Genomic DNA, 19301 nt, shown 5'->3' with positions numbered 1-19301 from the left:
CTTCGGGGACTCACCTGGACCGGTACAGCAGCCTGCCCTCGATCACCGTGGCCACGCAGGTGGACGCGCCCTTCGCCGCCAGAATCGCCTCGTCCTCCGCGTCGAAGACCGCCAGGTCGGCTCGGGCGCCCACCTCCAGGGGTCCGTGGACCGTGCCCGCCAGGTCGAACCCCTCGGAGAAGGGGTCCAGGTCGGGGTGGTCGCCCAGGAGCATCCCGCCGGGAGCGCCGGTGACCGGGACGACCCGCAGGCCGGAGCGGGCCACGGCCCGCGCCACCAGGGGGTCGGTGAAGCGGGCGCCGGGAGAGGCCAATGCCGTGGTCCCGTGGCTCAGCATCCGCTGGAGGCCGCGGCGGACACTGCCCGACCAGCGGGTCTCGGTCAGGTCCAGGGCTGCCAAGCGCTCGCCCCACAGCGGGAGTTCGCCGAGTTCGTCGTACTCGCGCGGGTCGGGGTGGTAGCAGCGGCGCAGCAGCCACAGGCCGTGCCACTGGCGCAGTCCGGGGGTGAGGACGCCGGGCCAGCGCCGGACACGTGCCCCGGGGGCCGCGGCGGCGACCTCGTCGTACGGACCGAGGGCCGCGATCCGGCCGCCGTCCACGGCGACGGCGCCGTCCGGGAGGGGCACCGCGCCGACCGGCAGGACCAGGGGCGCGGCGTGAATCGTCAGCATGCGAAAGGCCGGTGCGGCGGCTAGTTGGACGCCAGCAGCTTCAGCTCGGGGTGGGCCGTGCCGCCCTCGATCGCCGTGGACGAGATGTGGGACACGACCCGCTCGTCGACCGGGTCGTTCGCCGGGTCGTCGTGCACGACGAGGTGCTCGTACGTCGTGGCGCGCTGCGCCGGGACGCGGTCGGCCTTCCTGATCAGGTCGATGATCTCGAGGCGGTTGGAGCGGTGCTTGGCGCCGGCCGAGGAGACCACGTTCTCCTCCAGCATGATCGAGCCGAGGTCGTCGGCGCCGTAGTGCAGGGAGAGCTGGCCGACCTCCTTGCCCGTCGTCAGCCAGGAGCCCTGGATGTGCCGGACGTTGTCGAGGAAGAGACGGGCGACCGCGATGATCCGCAGGTACTCGAAGAGGGTCGTCTGGGTGCGGCCCTTCAGGTGGTTGTTCTCGGGCTGGTACGTGTACGGGATGAAGGCGCGGAAGCCGCCGGTGCGGTCCTGCACGTCACGGATCATCCGCAGGTGCTCGATGCGCTCGGCGTTGGTCTCGCCGGTGCCCATCAGCATGGTGGACGTCGACTCGACGCCCAGCCCGTGCGCGGTCTCCATGATCTCCAGCCAGCGCTCGCCCGACTCCTTGAGCGGGGCGATCGCCTTGCGCGGCCGGGCGGGCAGCAGCTCGGCGCCCGCGCCCGCGAAGGAGTCGAGGCCCGCCGCGTGGATCCGGGTGATCGCCTCCTCCACGCTCACCTTCGAGATCCGCGCCATGTGCTCGACCTCGGACGCGCCCAGCGAGTGGATCACCAGCTGCGGGAACGCCTTCTTGATGGCGGCGAAGTGCTCTTCGTAGTACTCGACGCCGAAGTCCGGGTGGTGGCCGCCCTGGAACATGATCTGGGTGCCGCCGAGTTCGACGGTCTCCGCGCAGCGGCGCAGGATGTCGTCGAGGTCGCGGGTCCAGCCCTTGGCCTTGTCCTTGGGGGCCGCGTAGAAGGCGCAGAACTTGCACGCCGTGACGCACACGTTCGTGTAGTTGATGTTCCGCTCGATGATGTACGTCGCGATGTGCTCGGTCCCCGCGTACAGACGACGGCGTACAGCGTCGGCGGCGGCGCCCAGCGCGTGCAGCGGGGCGTCGCGGTAGAGGTCGAGGGCCTCTTCGGGGGTGATCCGCCCACCGGCGGCGGCACGGTCGAGGACGGACTGAAGGTCGGCCTTCTCGGTCACCGGGAGCGTCCCTTTCGTCAAGGGTTGTGGACAGACCAAGTCAGCCTACGCCAGCCCTCCCGACGCCCCGACCTCAGGCCGTGTACGCGCCGGCCAGCAGCCCGGCGAGCGTCCCCGCGAGCATGAACGGCCCGAAGGCGATCAGCGTCCCGCGTCCCGCCCGCCCCACGACGAACAGCACGCCGCCGTACAGCGCGCCGAACAGGAACGCGGCGAACGTGCCCAGCATGACCGTCGGCCAGCCGTACCAGCCTAGGGCGGCGCCCATGCCGAGCGCGAGCTTCACATCGCCGAAGGCCATGCCGCCGGGGTTGACGAGGTGCAGCACGAGGTAGCCGGCGCCGAGGGCGAGCGCGCCCAGCAGGGCCGTCGTCCAGTCCCCGGCGTGCTCGGGCAGCAGCGCGGCCAGGCCCAGCAGCGCGAGGGCGGCGACGGCGAGCGGGAGGGTGAGCGGGTCGGGCAGCCGGCGCACCCGCACGTCGACGACGGCCAGCAGCACCCCGACCGGCGCGAGCGCCAGCCACACGGCCAGCTCGGGCCGCACACCGGTCGCCACGGCGAGCGCGGCACACACGAGGGCGGTCAGGAGGGGGAGGAGAAGGGCGCCGGACGCGACGGGTTCGGCGGGGGTGCCGGGTACGCCGGATGGGCGGGGTGCGCCGGGTGCGCCGGTGTCGGCGCAACGGCGACAGGGTGCGCGTCCGAGCCAGCCCCGCATCGGATGCCCGGCCGGGCAGATCGCCCGCCAGCCGCCGCCCGCCTCCTGCTCCTCCTGCTCCTCCTGCTCCTCCTGCCCCGCCGTCTCCTCCCGCTCCTCGGTCGTCTCGTCCCGCTCCTCCTCCGGCGGCACGGAGAAACGGTAGGCGGCGCGCGGCAGCAGCGCCCCTGTCACGGCGCCCCACAGCGCGGCGACGGCGGCCAGTGTCAGGTCGCTGGGAGGTGTGGTCATCGTCAGAGATCGTAGGGACAGGAGGAGGGCACGGGCACCGGAACCGTCAGCACGACGCCGTCCGCCCGCCCCGCCTCCCCCGTCTCTCTCCTCGCCCCGTGGCCCTACTCGACCCTCGACATGCGTGCGACCGGGTTGCCCTCCGCCGCGCTGTCGGAGGCGTAGGTCAGGTCGTCACCGGTCGGGGTGAGCCGGATCGGGTGCGGCTTCGGATTGCAGCCGCCGTGGTTGTCCTCAGCGCCCACCGACGTGGCGACGACCTCCTTCGCCGTCACCTGCTTCAGCGTCAGGATGTCGACGCAGACGCCGCCGAGCACGTCCGTCTGCCGCAGCTCCCCCAGTTTCCCGCCCACGACCGCCCGTTGGACCGTCACCCGGAACGTGCCCATCGGGAGGGCGCCGCCGAGGCCGCTGGCCTGCCCCTCCCAGGTGCCGACGTACCAGGCGGGAAGCGCGGCGGCCGACGAGCCGTCGGTGGCTCCGGGGCTCGCCGGGGGCGACTGCCCTTCGGTGGGGCCGGGGCTCGCCGCGGGCGTCTCGCCCTCCGTGGCGCCCGGGGTCGCCGCAGCCGTCGGCCCCGGGGAGTTCACGTCGCTGCCGGCCTGGGTGTCCTGGCCGCCGTCGCCCGGCAGCAGCCGGAACAGCAGCACCGAGCCGACCGTCACCGTCGCCATCGCGCCCGCGACCGCCAGCGCGACGGTGCAGCTCAACCGCCGGCCGCGGCCGTTCTCACCCGGCGTCGCACTGCCCGCCACGGTGACCGAGAGCCGACCGCGACCATCGGATCGTCCCAAGTGTTCGGAGTGTTCGGAGTGTTCCAAGTGTTCGGCGCGCTCGGAGTGCTCGGAGTGTTCGGCCTCGGCGGCTGCGGGCCCGGCGTCCCTCGGCGTGGGCACGGGCAGGACCGCGGGCAAGGCAGCCGAGCGGTCGACCCCGTCCGCAGGAGTCGCGGGGGTCGCCGGCGTCGCGGGAGTCGCCGGGATTGCCGGGATCGCGTCCATCACCGGTGGCGGTCCGAACACGCCCAGCGAGGCCGGCGGCTCGCCTGCCGGGGCTCTGCCCGAGGCCGCTCCCGCGGGCTCCCCCGGCGTCATCGCCGCGTTGCTGAACCCCACCGGACCGGACGCTGCGGGCTCCGCGCCGGCCTGCGTCCCCTCCAGGTTCAGCAACTGGACGGCGCTGCGCCCCAGCTGTTCCACCAGCGCTCCCGGCAGCCAGCCGCCCGCCACCAGCCGGGCCGCGCCGTCGGGTGCCAGGCGCCGGGCCACCTCTGCGGGGGACGGCCGCGCGGCCGGGTCCTTGGCGAGGCACGCCTCGGCGACCGCCCGCAGTTCACCGCGCAGTCCGCCCTCGGGCGCGCCGAGTTCCGGTTCCTCGTGGACCACCTTGTAAAGGAGCGCGGCCGACGAGTCACCGGGGAACGGGGACTGCCCGGTCGCCGCGTAGACCAGCACCGCGCCGAGGGAGAAGACGTCGGCAGCGCCGGACGCTCCCCTGGCGAGGATCTGTTCCGGGGCCATGTAGCCGGGCGAGCCGACCGAGACGCCGGTCGAGGTGAGCGACGCGGTGCCGTCGGTCGCGCGGGCGATGCCGAAGTCGATCAGCAGCGGGCCGTCGACGGTCAGCAGGACGTTGGACGGCTTGACGTCCCGGTGCACCAGGCCCAGTTCGTGCACCGTGCCGAGGGCCTCCGCCAGGCCGGCGCCCAGCACGCGCACGGAGTGCTCGGGCAGTGCCCCGCCGGACGCGACCGCGGCGGCCAGGGACGGTCCGGCCGCGTAACCGGTGGCCACCCAGGGCACCGTCGCCTCCGGGTCGGCGTCCAGGACCGGCGCGGTCCACGCCCCGCCGACCCGCCTCGCGGCCTCGACCTCGCGCCGGAAGCGGGCCCGAAACTCCTCGTCGAGCGCGAGGTGCGGATGCACGATCTTCACGGCCACCGTGCGGCCGCCGGCGCTGCGACCCAGGTAGACCCGGCCCATGCCGCCGGAGCCCAGCCGGCCGAGCAGCCGGTAGGGCCCCACGGTCGTGGGTTCACCGTCTCCGAGCGGCTGCATCGGCGCCACCCCCCTCCCCCATCAGGACTCCGTGTCCGCGCCGGGACTCCGTGTCCCCCGTCAGGACTCCGTAGGAGACTACGCAGATCGGGGCCGGAGCAGTTCCACCCTGACGTCCGCCGGGAAGCCCGTGGTCGGGCCGACGCGGCGGGCGAACTCCGCCACGGCCTCCAGCTGGGGCGCGCCGAAGCGGAAGTCGAGGGTGGTGAAGTACCGCTCGAGGACGTCTTCGTCGAACTCCTCCCAGCGGGCCGCCTGCTCGGCGACCTTGGCTACCTCCTCCAGGGAGAGGTTGCGGGAGTCGAGGAAGGCCTGGTGGACCTCGCGGGTCAGGACGGGCTCGCGCTCCAGGTAGTCGCGCCGGGCCGCCCACACCGCGAAGACGAAGGGCAGCCCGGTCCACTCCTTCCACAGCATGCCGAGGTCGTGCACCTCCAGGCCGAAGCGCGGTCCGTCCAGCAGGTTGGCCCGCAGCGCCGCGTCGCCGATGAGGACGGCGGCCTCGGCCTCCTGCATCATCAGGCTGAGGTCGGGCGGGCAGGTGTAGTAGTCCGGCCGGACGCCGAAGCGGTCGGCCAGGAGCAGTTGTGCGAGGCGCACCGAGGTCCGGGAGGTCGAGCCAAGGGCGACCCGGGCGCCGTCCAGCTGGTCCAGCGGGACCTGCGAGACGATCACACAGGACATCACCGGGCCGTCGCAGCCCACGGCGATGTCGGGGAAGGCCACCAGGTCGTCGGCGTTCTTGAGGAACTCGACGAGGGTCACGGGCCCGATGTCGAGGTCGCCCCGCACCAGCCGCTCGCTGAGCTTCTCCGGGGTGTCCTTGGTCAGGTCGAAGTCGAGGAGCGTGCCGGTTCTCGCGAGCCCCCAGTAGAGGGGCAGGCAGTTGAGGAACTGGATGTGGCCGACGCGCGGCCGGGTGCGAGAATTGTCCACATCGCGAGGCTAGACCCCGTCGGGTACGCTGCGGACTCCGACCCCCGAGTCAACCCTCTTCATGGATCTTCAAACGTCCGAGTGACGTGATCTTGACCTCTATTGCATCCGGCTGCCCACATGCTAGGCTCGCCGCAAGTTGCAGTTTGGTTTCCCTTGCAGTACAGAGCCTGCGGAGCATGTAACCGCGGGCTCTCGTCGTTTTCAGACGTATGCAGTTGTGCGGCACTTGCTTTCACGCTTGCAGGGTTCTGGAGCAGGGCAACCCTTTGGGCCCAAGGAGGGCTTATGGCTACCGGAACCGTGAAGTGGTTCAACGCCGAAAAGGGCTTTGGCTTCATCGCCCAGGAAGGCGGCGGCCCCGACGTCTTCGTCCACTACTCCGCGATCAACGCGCAGGGCTTCCGCTCGCTCGAGGAGAACCAAGCGGTCTCCTTCGACGTGACGCAGGGCCCGAAGGGTCCCCAGGCGGAGAACGTCACTCCCGTCTGATCTTCACACCCTGAGATCGCAAGTCTGAGAGCAGTACCCAAGGAGCCCTGTGCCGTTCGGCACGGGGCTCCTGCCTTTGCCGTCGGCCCTCTCCCGTTTCCACACTCCTCGGTGGGAGTGGCGCGAAACCGCTTCGGTGTCAGTCGGCGCTCCTAGGCTCCCCACCCATGACCGACACCGACACCACGAAACCCGAGCCCACCCCCACCCCCACCCCCGACTTCGTCAGCACCACCCGTGCCTTCTACGACGCCGTCGCCGAGGACTACGCCGAGCAGTTCCGTGACGAACTCGCCGCGCGACCGCTCGAGCGGGCCCTCGTCGCCGCCTACGCCGAGCTCGTCGGGGCGGGCGGGCGGGTGGCCGACCTGGGCTGCGGGCCCGGCCGGACCACCGCACGGCTCGCCTCGCTCGGGCTGGACGTGTCCGGGCTCGACCTGTCGGAGTCGATGCTGGCGATCGCCCGGCGCGAGAACCCCGGGATCCGTTTCGAGCAGGGCTCGATGCTGGAGCTGGACTTCCCGGACGGCGCCTTGGCCGGAGTCGTCTCCTTCTACTCGTCCATCCACACCCCGCCGGACGAACTGCCGGCCCTCTTCGCCGAGTTCCACCGGGTCCTGGCCCCGGGCGGCCACCTCCTGCTGGCCTTCCAGGTCGGCGACGAGCCCCGGCACTACGACCGCCCATGGGGCCGCCCGGTCTCCATCGACTTCGAGCGTCGACGCCCGGAGGCGATGGCCGGGCTGCTGACCTCGGCCGGGTTCACCATGCTGTCGCAAACGGTGCGGGAGCCGCACGCGGACCTCCGCGAGCCGGCCCCCCAGGCGTTCCTGATCGCCCGCAGGCCCCCCGAGACCGAACCCGGGACCGTTCACGACCGAATCAGTTGAACACGTTCAAAAAATCTGCCAGGGTGACCCCATGGAACGGACCTTCAGGGGGGTGCTGTTCGCGCTGTCCGTCGCCCTTCTGACGGTCTCGCTGAGCGGATGCGGCCCCGCCCAGTACTACCTCGGCACCGGTCTGCACGACGCCACCGCGGTCGAGGCGGCCGGTGCCTGGGAGTGCGTCGACGGCACTCGGCTGACCCTGCACACGGACGGCACCGCCGAGTTCCGTCTGCTCGACGGCGAGGACTTCGACTTCGACGACGCCTGGCGCGTGACCGGCACGGGAGTCTGGAAGCTCGTCGACGACAGCGGGGGCCAGGAGGTCCATCTCACCATGACCTCCCGGACGGCGGTCGCGATCCGCTCCGACGCGACGGCCCCCACGGAGTCCCCCGCGGCGCCCTCGGCCTACACCTGGCACTTCCAGGCAGACCGCGGCGAGCACGAGAACCTGGTGCTGTTCTTCTTCTACGGCGACCCCGACGCCGGGAACACGTATGTGATGCAGCGCGCGGGAACACGCGCCGGCGAGTACGGCTAGCGTGGCCGAATGATCGATGACACCGTGCGACTGCGCCCCGTCCGCGAGGACGATCTGCCGATGCTGGAACAGTTCATGCTCGACCCCGAGGCGGCCGGCACGTTCTCCTGGTTCGGCTGGACGGACGCCGGGCGCATGAGGCGCCGCTGGGCCGAGAACGGCATGCTCTCCGTCGACGGGGGCCAGTTGATGGTGGCGTCCGGCACGGAACCGCTCGGCTTCGTGGCCTGGCGCAGGATCGTCACCGTGCCCCACTCGTCCTACTGGAACATAGGCATCCAGCTGCTGCCGCGGGCGCAGGGACGCGGCGTCGGCACCCAGGCCCAGCGCCTCCTGGCCCGCTACCTGTTCGCGCACACGCCCGCCGTGCGGATCGAGGCGCACACCGAGGTGGAGAACATCGCCGAGCAACGCGCGCTGGAGAAGGCCGGTTTCACCCGCGAGGGCGTGTTGCGCAGCGTCCTGTTCCGGGACGGACGCTGGCGCGACAGCCTGTCCTACAGCGTGCTGCGGGGCGACGCGCCCTGAGCGAGGGGCGGCCCCGGCGGGGTCATCTCACGTACAGGCCCTCCACCTGGTCCGCGAAGTCGCGCAGGACGACCTCGCGGCGGAGTTTCATCGACGGGGTGAGGTGGCCGGCCTGTTCGGTGAAGTCGGTCGGCAGGATGACGAAGCGGCGGATCGACTCGGGCCGGGAGACCAGCTTGTTGGCCTCGTCGACGGCCCGCTGGAGCACGGCGTTCAGTTCCTCGTCGCCGATGAGCAGTTCTGCCGGCACCGGGTGCTTGCCGTTCATGTGCCGCCAGTGGGTGAGGCCGTCCGGGTCGAGGGTGAGCAGGGCTGAGACGTAGGGGCGGCCGTCGCCGAGGACCATGGCCTGGGAGATCAGGGGGTGCGAGCGCAGCCAGTTCTCCAGGGGCGCGGGGGCGACGCTCTTGCCGCCCGCTGTGATGATCATCTCCTTCTTGCGGCCGGTGATCGTCAGGTAGCCCTCGTCGTCGAGTTCGCCGAGGTCGCCGGTGGGGAGCCAGCCGTCGGGGGCGGCGGGGACCACTCCGCCGGCCGCCGGGTCCCAGTAGCCGCGCAGCACGTGGTCGCCGGCGATGAGGATCTCGCCGTCCGCGGCGATGCGGATCTTCGTGCCGGGCAGCGGCCAGCCCACCGTGCCCAGGCGGGGTTTCATCGGCGGGGTCACCGTGGACGCGCCCGTGGTCTCGGTCAGGCCGTAGCCCTCGTAGATCTCGATGCCCGCGCCGAGGTAGAAGGCGGAGAGGCGGCGGCCGAGCGGGGAGCCGCCGCAGATGGCGTGGCGGACCCTGCCGCCCATGGCGCCTCGGATACGGCGGTAGACGAGCGGGTCGTAGAGGGCGCGGGCGGCGCGCAGGGTGGCCGCCGGGCCGGACCCCGCGCCGGTCTTCTGCGCCTCGACGGCTTCGCCGTAGCGGCGGGCCACACCCACGGCCCGCTCGAAGGAGGTCAGTTTGCCGCCCGCCTCGGCCTTCGCGCGGGCGGTGTTGAAGATCTTTTCCAGCATGTACGGGATGGCCAGCAGGCAGGTGGGCCGGAAGGCCGCCAGGTCCGGCAGGAGTTGCTCCGCCTTCAGGCTCGGGGCGTGGCCCAGGCGGACGCGGGCGCGGATGCAGGCGATGGCGACCATGCGGCCGAAGACGTGCGACATGGGGAGGAAGAGGAGGACGGAGAGCTCGTCGTCGTTCTTGGCCTTGAAGACCGGGTAGAGGAGTTCGATCGCGTTGTCGACCTCGGCGAAGAAGTTGCCGTGGGTGAGCGCGCAGCCCTTGGGCCGGCCGGTGGTGCCGGAGGTGTAGATGAGGGTGGCGAGGGTGTCGGGGACGAGCATGCCGCGGCGGATCTCGACCTCGGCGTCCGGTATCCGCTCGCCCGCCTCGATCAGCCGGTCCACGTGCCCCTTCTCCATGACCCACAGGTGCTGGAGGTCGGGCAGCCGGTCGCGCTCGGGGCCGAGGGCCGCCGCCTGGCCCGCGGTCTCGGTGACGAGGGCGACCGCGCCGGAGTCCTGGAGGATCCAGCGGGTCTGGAAGACGGATGACGTCGGGTAGACGGGCACGGTGACCAGGCCTGCCGCCCAGGCCGCGAAGTCGAGCAGGGTCCACTCGTAGGTCGTGCGGGACATGATGGCGAGCCGGTCGCCGGGCACCAGCCCCTCCGCGATCAGCCCGCGGGCCACGGCGTGGACCTGGGCGGCGAATCGTTCCGCCGTGATGTCGGTCCAGTGTCCGTCCGGTCCCCGGCGGCTGAGGACCACCGACTCGGGGACGGCCGCCGCGTTGTCGTAGGGCAGGTCGGCGAGCGAGCCGTACGTCACCGGGCGGGCGAGGGCCGGCAGGGACGCCTCGCGTACCGCGCCGTCCAGTCGTCGCGTCTCGGGTTCCACAAGGGCGGGAGGAGCGTCTTGGTCGGCGTAGGCCGAGCCGTCGGCTGAGTACGGGGTGGACACGGGCGGCTCCCTGGGCGTGCAGCGAAGAAACTGCTTGCTGCATGACGTACGTGCTTCGCGCACCGACGCGTTCAACCGGGATGCCCCCTAAGAAAGGGGTTACCGCCAGTTAGGTAGGAGATCGTACGGCGCTCACATGTGGGGCTTGTGCGTGTTCCGGGTTGTTCCGGGGTCGGGGTTGTGCAATCTCGGGGTTTATCTGAGGAACCTTCAGGTTTGTCATAGCTTCACCCGACTTTGCCGTTAGTCGAGTGCGGGGCTCTCTCCGGTCACGCCCGTTCCAGGATCGCTGTCACTCCCTGGCCGCCCGCCGCGCAGACGGAGATCAGGCCGCGCGCGGGGCCGTGCTGTTCGGTGAGCAGTTTGGCGAGCGTCGCGACGATGCGGGCGCCGGTCGCGGCGAAGGGATGGCCGGTGGCGAGCGAGGAGCCGGCGACGTTCAGCCGGTCCCGGTCGACCGGGGCGAGGCCCTGCTTCTCCCAGGCCGACAGCGTCGCCAGCACCTGGGAGGCGAAGGCCTCGTGGACCTCCACCAGGTCGAAGTCCTCCATGCCCAGGCCGGCCCGTTCCAGCATCCGCGGGACGGCGTACGCGGGGGCCATCAACAGGCCGTCGCCGCTCCCGTTTCCGGCGCCCGCCGCGTCGCCGCGTACGAAGTCCACGGCCGCCGTCTCGTAGGCCGTCAGGTAGGCGAGCGGCTCCAGGCCGCGGGCCTCGGCCCACTCCTCGGAGGCGAGGAGGACGACCGCGGCGCCGTCCGTCAGCGGCGTCGAGTTGCCCGCCGTCATGGTCGGTTCGGGGCCGTCGACGCCGAACACCGGCTTGAGCCGGGCCAGCTTCTCGACGGTGGAGTCCGGCCGCATGTTCTGGTCGCGGGCCAGGTCGCGGAAGGGGACGACGAGGTCGTCGAAGAAGCCGCGCTCGTAGGCGGCCGCGAGGCGCTGGTGGCTGGCGGCCGCCAGCACGTCCTGGGCCTCGCGCTCGACGCCCCAGACGCGGGCGGTGACCGCGGCGTGCTCGCCCATGGACAGGCCTGTGCGCGGTTCGGCGTTGCGCGGGATCTCGGGGATCAGGTGGGAGGGGCGGATCTGTGCGAGCACCTTGAGGCGGGCTCCGGTCGTCTTCGCCCGGCGGGCCTCCAGGAGGATGCGGCGCAGCCGGTCGTTGACGCCGAGCGGCGCGTCGCTCGCGGTGTCCGCGCCGCCCGCGATCGCCGAGTCGGTCTGGCCGAGGGCGATCTTGTTGGCGGCGGCGATCACGGCTTGCAGGCCGGTGCCGCAGGCCTGCTGGATGTCGTAGGCGGGGGTGCGGGGGTCGAGCTTCGAGCCGAGGACGGTCTCGCGGGCGAGGTTGAAGTCGCGGCTGTGCTTGAGGACGGCCCCGGCGACCACCTCCCCCACCACGCCGGGGACGTCGAGGGCGTACCGGCTCACCAGCCCGTCGACGGCCGCCGTCAGCATCTCCTGGTTGGAGGCGGTGGCGTAGGGGCCGTCGGAGCGGGCGAAGGGGATGCGCGAGCCGCCGACGATCGCGACCCGGCGGGCGCGCGGGGGCTCGGAAGGAGGGGTGTGGAGCGAGGGCTCCACCAGCTTCAGCCGTGACGGCTCCGAGGCACTCATCTCGACCTGCTCCTCACCCTTGACCTAGACTTACCCCAGGTAACCTTACTCCAGAGTAAGCATGTGTGCCGAGCCCGTGGGAGACGAACATGGCCGACCGCTATCTGAGCTTCACCGCCACCGCACCGGGCCGCTTCCTCACCCGGAGGCTCGGCCTTCCGCAACCGGCGGCGCTGCAGCGCTGGTCAGCCGAACGTCCCTCCCTCACCGGCTCCTTGATCCACCTTACGGCCGGGAGGTCCGCCCTGGACCTCGAGCCGGTACTGTCCCGCGCCGGCCTGCCGCCGCACGGGCCCGCCGGCGTGGGCGGAGCCGACGTCCCGGACCCCGCCGCCATCGTCCTCGACGCGACCGGCGTCCGGGACGTCGAAGCGCTCGCCGAGGCGCACGCGGCCCTGCACCCGGTGCTGCGGTCGGTCGCGGCGAGCGGCCGGATCGTCGTCCTCGGCGCGCCCCTCGACCCCCGCGACCACTGCCAGGCGGCCGTGCAGCAGGCCCTGGAAGGGTTTGTGCGCTCCCTCGGCAAGGAAGTCGGGCGCGGCAGGACGGTGAACCTGGTCCGGCTGACCGACGCGCAGGCCGCCGAGTCCACCCTGCGCTTCCTCCTCTCCCCCAAGTCGGCCTACGTCAGCGGGCAGGTGATCGCAGTGGAGGCCGCCGGCTCCGGCAGCCTCCACGCCGACCCAGTCGGCCCCTCCCGCTCCTCCCGCTCCTCCGGTCCCGACGACTGGTCGCTCCCCCTCGCCGGCCGCACCGCGCTCGTCACCGGCGGCGCCCGCGGGATCGGCGCGGCAGTCGCCGAGACGCTGGCCAGGGACGGCGCGCGGGTCGTCGTCCTCGACGTGCCGCAGGCCGAGGACGACGCCCGGCGGGTCGCCGAACGGCTGGGCGGCACCGCCCTCGCGCTCGACATCACCGCGGCCGACGCCGGTGAGCGGATCGCCGCCGAACTGCCCGACGGACTGGACGTGCTGATCCACAACGCGGGAATCACCAGGGACCGCCGGCTGGTCAACATGCCCGCCGAACGCTGGAGTTCGGTGCTCGACGTCAACCTGGCGAGCGTGCTGCGCACCACGGACGCGCTGCTCGCCAAGGGTGTGCTGCGCCCGGGCGGGCGGATCGTGGCCACCGCCTCCATCGCCGGACTCGCGGGCAACGCGGGCCAGACGAACTACGGCGCGAGCAAGGCGGGGATCGCGGGACTCGTGCGCACCCTGGCGCCCCACGCGCTCGCCGAGCACGGGGTCACGGTGAACGCGGTCGCCCCCGGCTTCATCGAGACGAAGATGACGGCCGCCGTGCCGCTGTTCATCCGTGAGGCGGGCCGGCGGATGAACTCCCTGGCGCAGGGCGGGCTGCCCGTCGACGTCGCCGAGACGACGGCGTGGCTCGCCCACCCCGCGTCCGGCGCGGTCAACGGGCAGGTCGTGCGGGTGTGCGGCCAGAGCCTGCTGGGGGCGTAGTGCGCACTCCGACCACGCCGAGAACCCTGACCGCGCTTCCGTCCCTCGGCCCGCTGCTCGCCCGCGGGGCGCTGCGGTCCCCCTTCAAGCACCCCCGCCCGGGCGTCTCCTTCGCCGGCGCCGGCGACCGCCTGGTCGTGCCCGGCCTGCGCGTGGACCTGCCCCGGCTCGCCGCCTACGAACGCGTCTGCGGCTTCCCCACCGGCGAGGACTCGCTGCCGCTCACCTACCCGCACGTCCTGGGCTTCCCGCTGGCCATGGGCATCATGAGCGGCCGGGACTTCCCGCTCCCGCTGCTCGGCCTCGTCCACACCTCGATCGAGATCACCCGCCGCGCCGCCCTCGCGTCCGCCGGGGCCTACGAACTCTCGGTGCGCGTCGAGGAGTTGGCGGCGCACCGGCGCGGGACGGAGGCCGTCGTGATCACCGAGCTGGGACAGGACGGCGAGACCGTGTGGGAGTCGACGAGCAGATACCTCGCCCGGCACGCCACCCGGGCCGCGCCCGCCGCCAGGGAACCGGAACCCGGCCCGCTGCCGGTGCTCGACGAGTGGCGGCTCGCCGCCGACGTCGGCCGGCGTTACGGCGCCGCCTCCGGCGACCGCAACCCCATCCACCTCCACCCGCTCACCGCCCGGCTCTTCGGCTTCCCCCGGGCCATCGCGCACGGCATGTGGACCGTCGCCCGCTGCCTCGCCGCCCACGGCGTCCCGCAGCGGGCACGGGTCCGGGCCGACTTCCGGGCTCCGGTCCTGCTCCCGGGCACGGTGTCGTTCGCGTCGGACGGCGCACGGTTCGTCCTGTGCGGCACGGAAGACCCGACCCGGATCCACGTGACGGGCCGCGTGGACCGCGTCTAGAGACTGATCGGGAGGGCCGAACCGAGTGGTTCAGGCACGTAGGGCCTTCCGCAGGAGCTCTCCGTACTCGGCGGGATGTGTAGTCAGTCCGGTGTGCCCACCCGGGAAGTGATGGAGCTCCGTGCCAAGGTGCTCGGCCAGGAAAGCGGCCGGCCGGTAGGGCAGTTCGCCACGCGAGTCCTCGCCGCATGCGAGCACGAGCCGGTCCGACAGCGCCTTGAGCCGCTGGATGTCCGGCGCGTAGGACATGAAGGCGGGCACGATGCGCCCGACGAAGTACGGCAGATTCGCCATCGTCTGCTCGGCCCGCGCCGCTGCCTGAGGCGGAAGTTCGATCTCGGCCTCCGGTGCGGTGGCGGCGCCGTCCTTCTTCAGCCCCGCTGCGAAAGCGGCCATCGCCGGCATGAGCCCCTGCGTGCGGAAGGTCTCCTTCACGCGGGCGATGAGCGCGCGGTGTTCCGAGGCGTCCGGAAGGACCTCCACCAACGGCGGCTCGTGCGCCACGACGCGTGCGACGCGTTCGGGACGAGCGGTGAGCAGGTGCACTGCGACGATCGCACCCGAGCTGGCGCCGAACACTCGGGCGGGCTCATCGGACGACAGCAGTTCCAGCATCCGGAACGCGTCATCGGCGTGCTCAGCGACTCGCTGCTCGGCGTCGGGGTCGTCCAGCGTGCTGCGGGACATGCCACGCGGGTCGTAGGTCGCAACGGTGTATTCGGCGGCCAGGCAGTCGGCGATGCCGTCGAAGGAGGCGGCGCCGCCCGTCCCTCCGGGGATCAGCAGCAGCAACGGGCCCTGGCCGCGCACTTCGTAGTGCAGATCGGCGCCGTTCACCCGCAGGCTGCCGATGGTCGGATCGGTCATGCTCGGTCTCCTTCTCGGGATTCTCGGGATTCTCGGGACGGGGGCCAGCGCTCCAGGAGGGTGTGCAGCGCGTCGAGGGCGCGGATCCACGACTGCTGCGGTGAACGCTCGTGCGCGAAGCCGCCCGCGGACTCCAGGGCGACGAACCCGTGGAACGTGCTGCGCAGCAGCCGGACCGCGTCGGTCAGGTCAGGCTCGGCAAGTCCGTAGCCGCGCAGCATGCCGTAGGTCAGTTCGACCGCGCGCCGCGGTCCGGGCGCCTTCGAGGCCAGCTCAGGGTCGATCTGGATCGGCGTCTGCGTCGCCGTGTAGCGGCCCGGGTGCTGGTGTGCGTACTCCCGCCAGGCGTTCGCAAAGGCGACCAGAGCGGCTTTCCCCGACCGGCCGACGGTCGCCTCCGCGATGCGGATGGTCTTCTCGTCCGCCGCGAGAAGCGCGATCCGTCCCCGCAGATCCTCCAGGCCGCGAACGTGCGTATAGAGGCTCGCGTCCTTCACGCCCAGCCGCCGCGCCACCTGCGACATGGTCACCTGGTCGAACCCGACCTCGTCCGCCAGCTCGGCGCCCGCGATCGTCACCCGCTCCGCCGTCAGCCCGGCCCGTGCCATGCACCCTCCTGGATCCTAGGAGCTCTAGTTTTAACCTAGAGCCCCTAGGAACTGCAATCGGGGGCCGGTGGTTCACGCTTTGGCGGTCAGGCAGCCGGTGGGGACCAGGGGTGGCCGTTCATGAGGTTGCCGAGGCCTGCCCAGGCGAAGTTCATCAGGGTGGCCGCCGCCTGGTGGGAGGAGACGGCGTCGTCGGTGTTGGCCCAGGCGGCGAGTGACTCGGCGGCCCCGACCAGGGCCTCGGCGAGCCCGGCGACCTCGCGTTCGGGCAGGTCGGGGTCGGTGGTGGTCCCCCCGCACGAGCGCAGCCGAGGGTGGGGGAGGGCCTCCCGGGCCGCGACGGCGATCAGCTGCGTCACGAACGCGACGATCTCCTCGCGCATCGCCGCGACCTCGCCGGCGAAGGACTCGCCGTGTGTGCGGGCCTGGAGGTACAGGAGGGTCCAGGCGTGCGGATGCCGCCCGGTGTGCGCGAAGAACGCCCGCAGGCCGTCCCACAGCTGGCGGTCGGCGGGCAGATCCGTGCGAACGCCGTTGCGGACCGCCTCGACGAGCGACGCGGCCTCCCGCCGGATGCAGGCGGTGAAGAGGTCTTCCTTGGAGTTCAGGTACAGGTACACCAACGGCTTGGACACGCCCGCGAGTTCGGCGATCTCGTCCATCGACGCGGCCATGTACCCGCGGCGGCCGAAGGTCTCCACGGCGGCGTCCAGCATCTGCTGCTCACGGACCGCACGCGGCATCCGCTTGGTCTTCACGGCACCCATGGGGCAAGCCTAGTTGGGCCCCGCCACCGGCAGTCCCGTTCAGGACGCCTGTTCCTGCGTCCTGCCCTGCTCCCCAGCCCGGCCCTGGGTGTGGGCGGAGTCGACCGCCTCGTCCTCCTGGGCCCGGTTGGCCTCGAGGTTGGCCTTCATACGGTCCACCCGCTCGACGACCGTCACCGAGGCGCGGTCGCGTTCCTTGCGCAGCACGACGAAGCTGATCGGCGCGGAGATCACCAGGGCCAGCAGGACGATCCACATGCCGTTGGAGTCACCGAGGCCGCGCGGGACGACGCCCGAGTAGACGAGTCCCCAGACGGCCACGAGGCAGCCTGCGAAGACACCGAGGCGCATCAGCGTGTAGCGGAGCATCTCAATCCAGACTTCCGATTCCAAAGGGGCCGCCGTCCAGTGAAGCACGCCCGGCTCCCGATCTTGCAGCGGGGTGGACGGGCCCCGGGCGTCACGTCAGCGGCAGCAGCATGGTGATGTCGTCGCGGTCGTCGCCCGGCCCGACCCGGATCGCACCGGGCACCCGGCCGACCTCCTTGTAGCCGCAGGAGCCGTAGAAGTGCTCCAGGCCGAGTCCGCCGCGGCAGCCGAGCCGGATCGCCTCGATGCCGTCGAAGCCGCGGGCCGCGTCCGCGGCGGCGGCCAGCAGGTCGCGGCCGTGCCCCTTGCCCTGGTGGCGGGGGTGGACCATCACCGTGTGCAGCATCACCCAGTGGGTACGGAGGCGGTGGCTGTTGAAGGCGAAGAACGCGGTCGCGGCCACCCGACCCGACGCGTCGTGGCCGACGAGCAGCCGGTTGCGGCCCTCGGCCATGGCCGCGAGCTGCCTCACCAGATCCGGCCGGATCTCGTCGCGCGACACGGGCGCCACGAAACCGACCGCGCCGCCCGCGTTGGAGACGTCCGTCCACAGGTCGAGGACGCCGTCGCGCAGGGCCGGGGCGACAGTGGGGTCGAGGGTGAAAGTAAGGGTCACGATCGAATCGTAACCCTTACGACAGGAGCCGCGCCGCCGTTCTCGGATCCTGGACCAGCCCCCGGCCCACCGGCCCCCGGCTCCCGATCCGCCGCCGGGCTCGCACCGCCGGCATCACACCGCCGGCATCACACCCGCATCGGCTGCGGCGACTCGCGCAGTGCCGGGTCGGGGCCGTCGTACTCGCGGATGATCTCGTAGCGGGTGTTGCGCTCCACGGGGCGGAACCCGGCGTCCCGGATGAGGTCCAGCAGGTCGTCGCGGGTCAGCTTGTTCGGCGTGCCGTAGTTGTCGGCGTCGTGGGTGATCTTGTACTCGACGACCGAGCCGTCCATGTCGTCCGCGCCGTGCTGGAGCGCCAGCTGCGCGGTCTGGACGCCGTGCATCACCCAGAAGACCTTCACGTGCGGGACGTTGTCGAAGAGCAGCCGCGAGACCGCGAACGTCTTCAGCGCCTCCGCGCCCGTCGCCATCGTCGTACGGGCCTGGAGCCGGTTGCGGACCTTGCCGTCCTTCATGTCCACGAAGTCGTGCTGGTAGCGCAGCGGGATGAAGACCTGGAAGCCGTTCGTCTCGTCCTGCAGCTCGCGCAGCCGCAGGACGTGGTCGACGCGGTGGCGGGGCTCCTCGATGTGGCCGTACAGCATCGTGCACGGGGTCTTCAGACCCTTCTCGTGCGCGAGGCGGTGGATGCGCGACCAGTCCTCCCAGTGGGTGCGGTGGTCGACGATGTGCTGCCGGACCTCCCAGTCGAAGATCTCCGCGCCGCCGCCGGTCAGCGACTCCAGCCCCGCGTCGATCAGCTCGTCCAGGATCTCCGAGGCCGTGAGCCCGCTGATCGTCTCGAAGTGGTGGATCTCCGTCGCCGTGAACGCCTTCAGCGAGACGTTCGGCAGGGCGGCCTTCAACTCGCGCAGCGAGCGCGGGTAGTAACGCCACGGCAGGTTCGGGTGCAGGCCGTTGACGATGTGCAGCTCGGTGAGGTTCTCGCCCTCCATCGCCTTGGCGAGCTTCACCGCCTCCTCGATGCGCATCGTGTACGCGTCCTTCTCGCCCGGCTTGCGCTGGAAGGAGCAGTAGGCGCAGGAGGCCGTGCACACGTTGGTCATGTTGAGGTGGCGGTTGACGTTGAAGTGCACGACGTCGCCGTTCTTGCGGGTCCGCACCTCGTGCGCCAGGCCGCCCAGCCACGCCAGGTCGTCCGACTCGTACAGCGCGACGCCGTCCTCACGGGTCAGCCGCTCACCGGCCCTGACCTTCTCCTCCAGCTCGCGCTTGAGCCCGACGTCCATGCCCACACCTTTCACCGACGACCTACCCACGACTACCGACCACTGCCGACCACTGCCGACGACTTCCCGGCGGCCCGGCTCCCTGCCGGCCCGACCCACCGTACGTCTTCGCCCCTACACCTCTTCCGGCAGCTCCCCGACGCGGTTCTCCCACTTCGTCGAGAGCACGATGGTGGTACGGGTCCGGGACACGCCCTTGGTCCCGCTGAGCCGGCGGATGATCTTCTCCAGACCGTCGACGTCCGTGGCCCGCACCTTGAGCATGAACGAGTCGTCGCCGGCGATGAACCAGCAGTCCTCGATCTCGCTGAGGTCCTTGAGCCGGGCCGCCACGTCCTCGTGGTCGGCCGCGTCGGACAGGGAGATGCCGATGAGGGCGATGACGCCGAGGCCGAGCTGGGCGGAGTTCACCGTGGCCCGGTAGCCGGTGATGACGCCGGCCGCCTCCAGCCGGTTGATGCGGTCGGTGACACTGGGTCCCGAGAGGCCGACGAGGCGTCCCAGCTCCGCGTACGAGGCCCGGCCGTTCTCCCGGAGGGCCTGGATGAGCTGCCTGTCCACCGCGTCCATGCGAATCGAAGCCTTCCGATCAAGATTCCTGAA

20 protein-coding genes are annotated in these 19301 nt (G+C 71.8%); 6 read left to right on the top strand and 14 right to left on the bottom strand.

The window, feature by feature from the left end:
• Positions 1 to 10 precede the first annotated feature (10 nt).
• From QA802_RS24605 to QA802_RS24585, 5 genes are all read right to left on the bottom strand, one after another.
• Positions 11 to 673, bottom strand: coding sequence for an amidohydrolase family protein (locus QA802_RS24605; protein ID WP_334526637.1), 663 nt, complete (start codon positions 671 to 673; stop codon positions 11 to 13).
• A 20-nt stretch (positions 674 to 693) separates the two neighbouring features.
• Entirely contained in the window at positions 694 to 1893 is a 1200-nt protein-coding gene (gene mqnC / locus QA802_RS24600; RefSeq protein ID WP_334526634.1) for a cyclic dehypoxanthinyl futalosine synthase, read from the bottom strand.
• A gap of 73 nt (positions 1894 to 1966) precedes the next feature.
• Positions 1967 to 2842 (bottom strand): prepilin peptidase, encoded by an 876-nt coding sequence (locus QA802_RS24595; protein ID WP_334526630.1) that lies wholly within the window; start codon positions 2840 to 2842, stop codon positions 1967 to 1969.
• Positions 2843 to 2946: 104 nt separating this feature from the next.
• The gene (locus QA802_RS24590) at positions 2947 to 4899 is read right to left on the bottom strand and encodes a serine/threonine-protein kinase (protein WP_334526627.1); all 1953 of its coding nucleotides are present in this window, start codon (positions 4897 to 4899) and stop codon (positions 2947 to 2949) included.
• Positions 4900 to 4977: 78 nt separating this feature from the next.
• Positions 4978 to 5835, bottom strand: coding sequence for a menaquinone biosynthetic enzyme MqnA/MqnD family protein (locus tag QA802_RS24585; RefSeq protein WP_319164202.1), 858 nt, complete (start codon positions 5833 to 5835; stop codon positions 4978 to 4980).
• Between the two features lie 288 nt (positions 5836 to 6123).
• Between QA802_RS24585 and QA802_RS24580 the strand changes: the two genes are divergently transcribed.
• The 4 genes from QA802_RS24580 (at position 6124) to QA802_RS24565 (ending at position 8286) form a co-directional block, all read left to right on the top strand.
• Positions 6124 to 6327, top strand: coding sequence for a cold-shock protein (locus QA802_RS24580; RefSeq protein ID WP_073499902.1), 204 nt, complete (start codon positions 6124 to 6126; stop codon positions 6325 to 6327).
• 167 nt (positions 6328 to 6494) lie between these two features.
• Positions 6495 to 7217 (top strand): class I SAM-dependent DNA methyltransferase, encoded by a 723-nt coding sequence (locus tag QA802_RS24575; protein ID WP_334526619.1) that lies wholly within the window; start codon positions 6495 to 6497, stop codon positions 7215 to 7217.
• Positions 7218 to 7248: 31 nt separating this feature from the next.
• Entirely contained in the window at positions 7249 to 7758 is a 510-nt protein-coding gene (locus QA802_RS24570) for a hypothetical protein (RefSeq protein WP_334526616.1), read from the top strand.
• A gap of 9 nt (positions 7759 to 7767) precedes the next feature.
• A complete protein-coding gene (locus QA802_RS24565; protein ID WP_334526614.1) occupies positions 7768 to 8286 on the top strand; it encodes a GNAT family N-acetyltransferase in 519 nt (172 codons plus the stop codon).
• 22 nt (positions 8287 to 8308) lie between these two features.
• On the opposite strand, the gene QA802_RS24560 is transcribed toward QA802_RS24565, so the two are convergent.
• Both QA802_RS24560 and QA802_RS24555 read right to left on the bottom strand, forming a co-directional pair.
• Complete coding sequence (locus QA802_RS24560; protein ID WP_334526610.1) at positions 8309 to 10234, bottom strand: AMP-dependent synthetase/ligase; 1926 nt, start codon at positions 10232 to 10234, stop codon at positions 8309 to 8311.
• Between the two features lie 269 nt (positions 10235 to 10503).
• Positions 10504 to 11853, bottom strand: coding sequence for an acetyl-CoA C-acetyltransferase (locus QA802_RS24555; RefSeq protein WP_334526607.1), 1350 nt, complete (start codon positions 11851 to 11853; stop codon positions 10504 to 10506).
• 89 nt (positions 11854 to 11942) lie between these two features.
• Between QA802_RS24555 and QA802_RS24550 the strand changes: the two genes are divergently transcribed.
• Both QA802_RS24550 and QA802_RS24545 read left to right on the top strand, forming a co-directional pair.
• A complete protein-coding gene (locus QA802_RS24550) occupies positions 11943 to 13319 on the top strand; it encodes a 3-oxoacyl-ACP reductase (RefSeq protein WP_334526605.1) in 1377 nt (458 codons plus the stop codon).
• The gene (locus tag QA802_RS24545; protein WP_334526603.1) at positions 13319 to 14179 is read left to right on the top strand and encodes a MaoC family dehydratase; all 861 of its coding nucleotides are present in this window, start codon (positions 13319 to 13321) and stop codon (positions 14177 to 14179) included. Before QA802_RS24550 ends, QA802_RS24545 begins: the two co-directional genes overlap by 1 nt.
• 30 nt (positions 14180 to 14209) lie before the next feature.
• Here the strand turns inward: QA802_RS24545 and QA802_RS24540 are convergent, their stop codons facing one another.
• From QA802_RS24540 to QA802_RS24510, 7 genes are all read right to left on the bottom strand, one after another.
• Positions 14210 to 15046: an alpha/beta fold hydrolase gene (locus tag QA802_RS24540; RefSeq protein ID WP_334526601.1), complete on the bottom strand. Its 837-nt coding sequence runs from the start codon at positions 15044 to 15046 to the stop codon at positions 14210 to 14212.
• Positions 15043 to 15654 (bottom strand): TetR/AcrR family transcriptional regulator, encoded by a 612-nt coding sequence (locus tag QA802_RS24535; protein WP_334526598.1) that lies wholly within the window; start codon positions 15652 to 15654, stop codon positions 15043 to 15045. The genes QA802_RS24540 and QA802_RS24535 overlap by 4 nt, the downstream gene beginning before the upstream one ends.
• An 86-nt stretch (positions 15655 to 15740) precedes the next feature.
• A complete protein-coding gene (locus QA802_RS24530) occupies positions 15741 to 16421 on the bottom strand; it encodes a TetR/AcrR family transcriptional regulator (RefSeq protein WP_334526596.1) in 681 nt (226 codons plus the stop codon).
• A gap of 39 nt (positions 16422 to 16460) precedes the next feature.
• Positions 16461 to 16790, bottom strand: a complete 330-nt coding sequence (locus QA802_RS24525) for a DUF4229 domain-containing protein (protein ID WP_334526593.1) — start codon at positions 16788 to 16790, stop codon at positions 16461 to 16463.
• Between the two features lie 91 nt (positions 16791 to 16881).
• The gene (locus tag QA802_RS24520; RefSeq protein WP_334526590.1) at positions 16882 to 17406 is read right to left on the bottom strand and encodes a GNAT family N-acetyltransferase; all 525 of its coding nucleotides are present in this window, start codon (positions 17404 to 17406) and stop codon (positions 16882 to 16884) included.
• 128 nt (positions 17407 to 17534) lie between these two features.
• Positions 17535 to 18698 (bottom strand): aminofutalosine synthase MqnE, encoded by a 1164-nt coding sequence (gene mqnE / locus QA802_RS24515; RefSeq protein WP_334526587.1) that lies wholly within the window; start codon positions 18696 to 18698, stop codon positions 17535 to 17537.
• A gap of 114 nt (positions 18699 to 18812) precedes the next feature.
• Complete coding sequence (locus tag QA802_RS24510; RefSeq protein ID WP_307045217.1) at positions 18813 to 19268, bottom strand: Lrp/AsnC family transcriptional regulator; 456 nt, start codon at positions 19266 to 19268, stop codon at positions 18813 to 18815.
• Positions 19269 to 19301: the final 33 nt, after the last annotated feature.

Origin of the sequence: Streptomyces sp. B21-105 (genome assembly GCF_036898465.1) — a bacterium.
Lineage (GTDB): Bacteria > Actinomycetota > Actinomycetes > Streptomycetales > Streptomycetaceae > Streptomyces.
The sequence above is the reverse complement of the archived record's forward strand: the minus strand, read 5'-3'. Positions and strand labels throughout refer to the sequence as shown.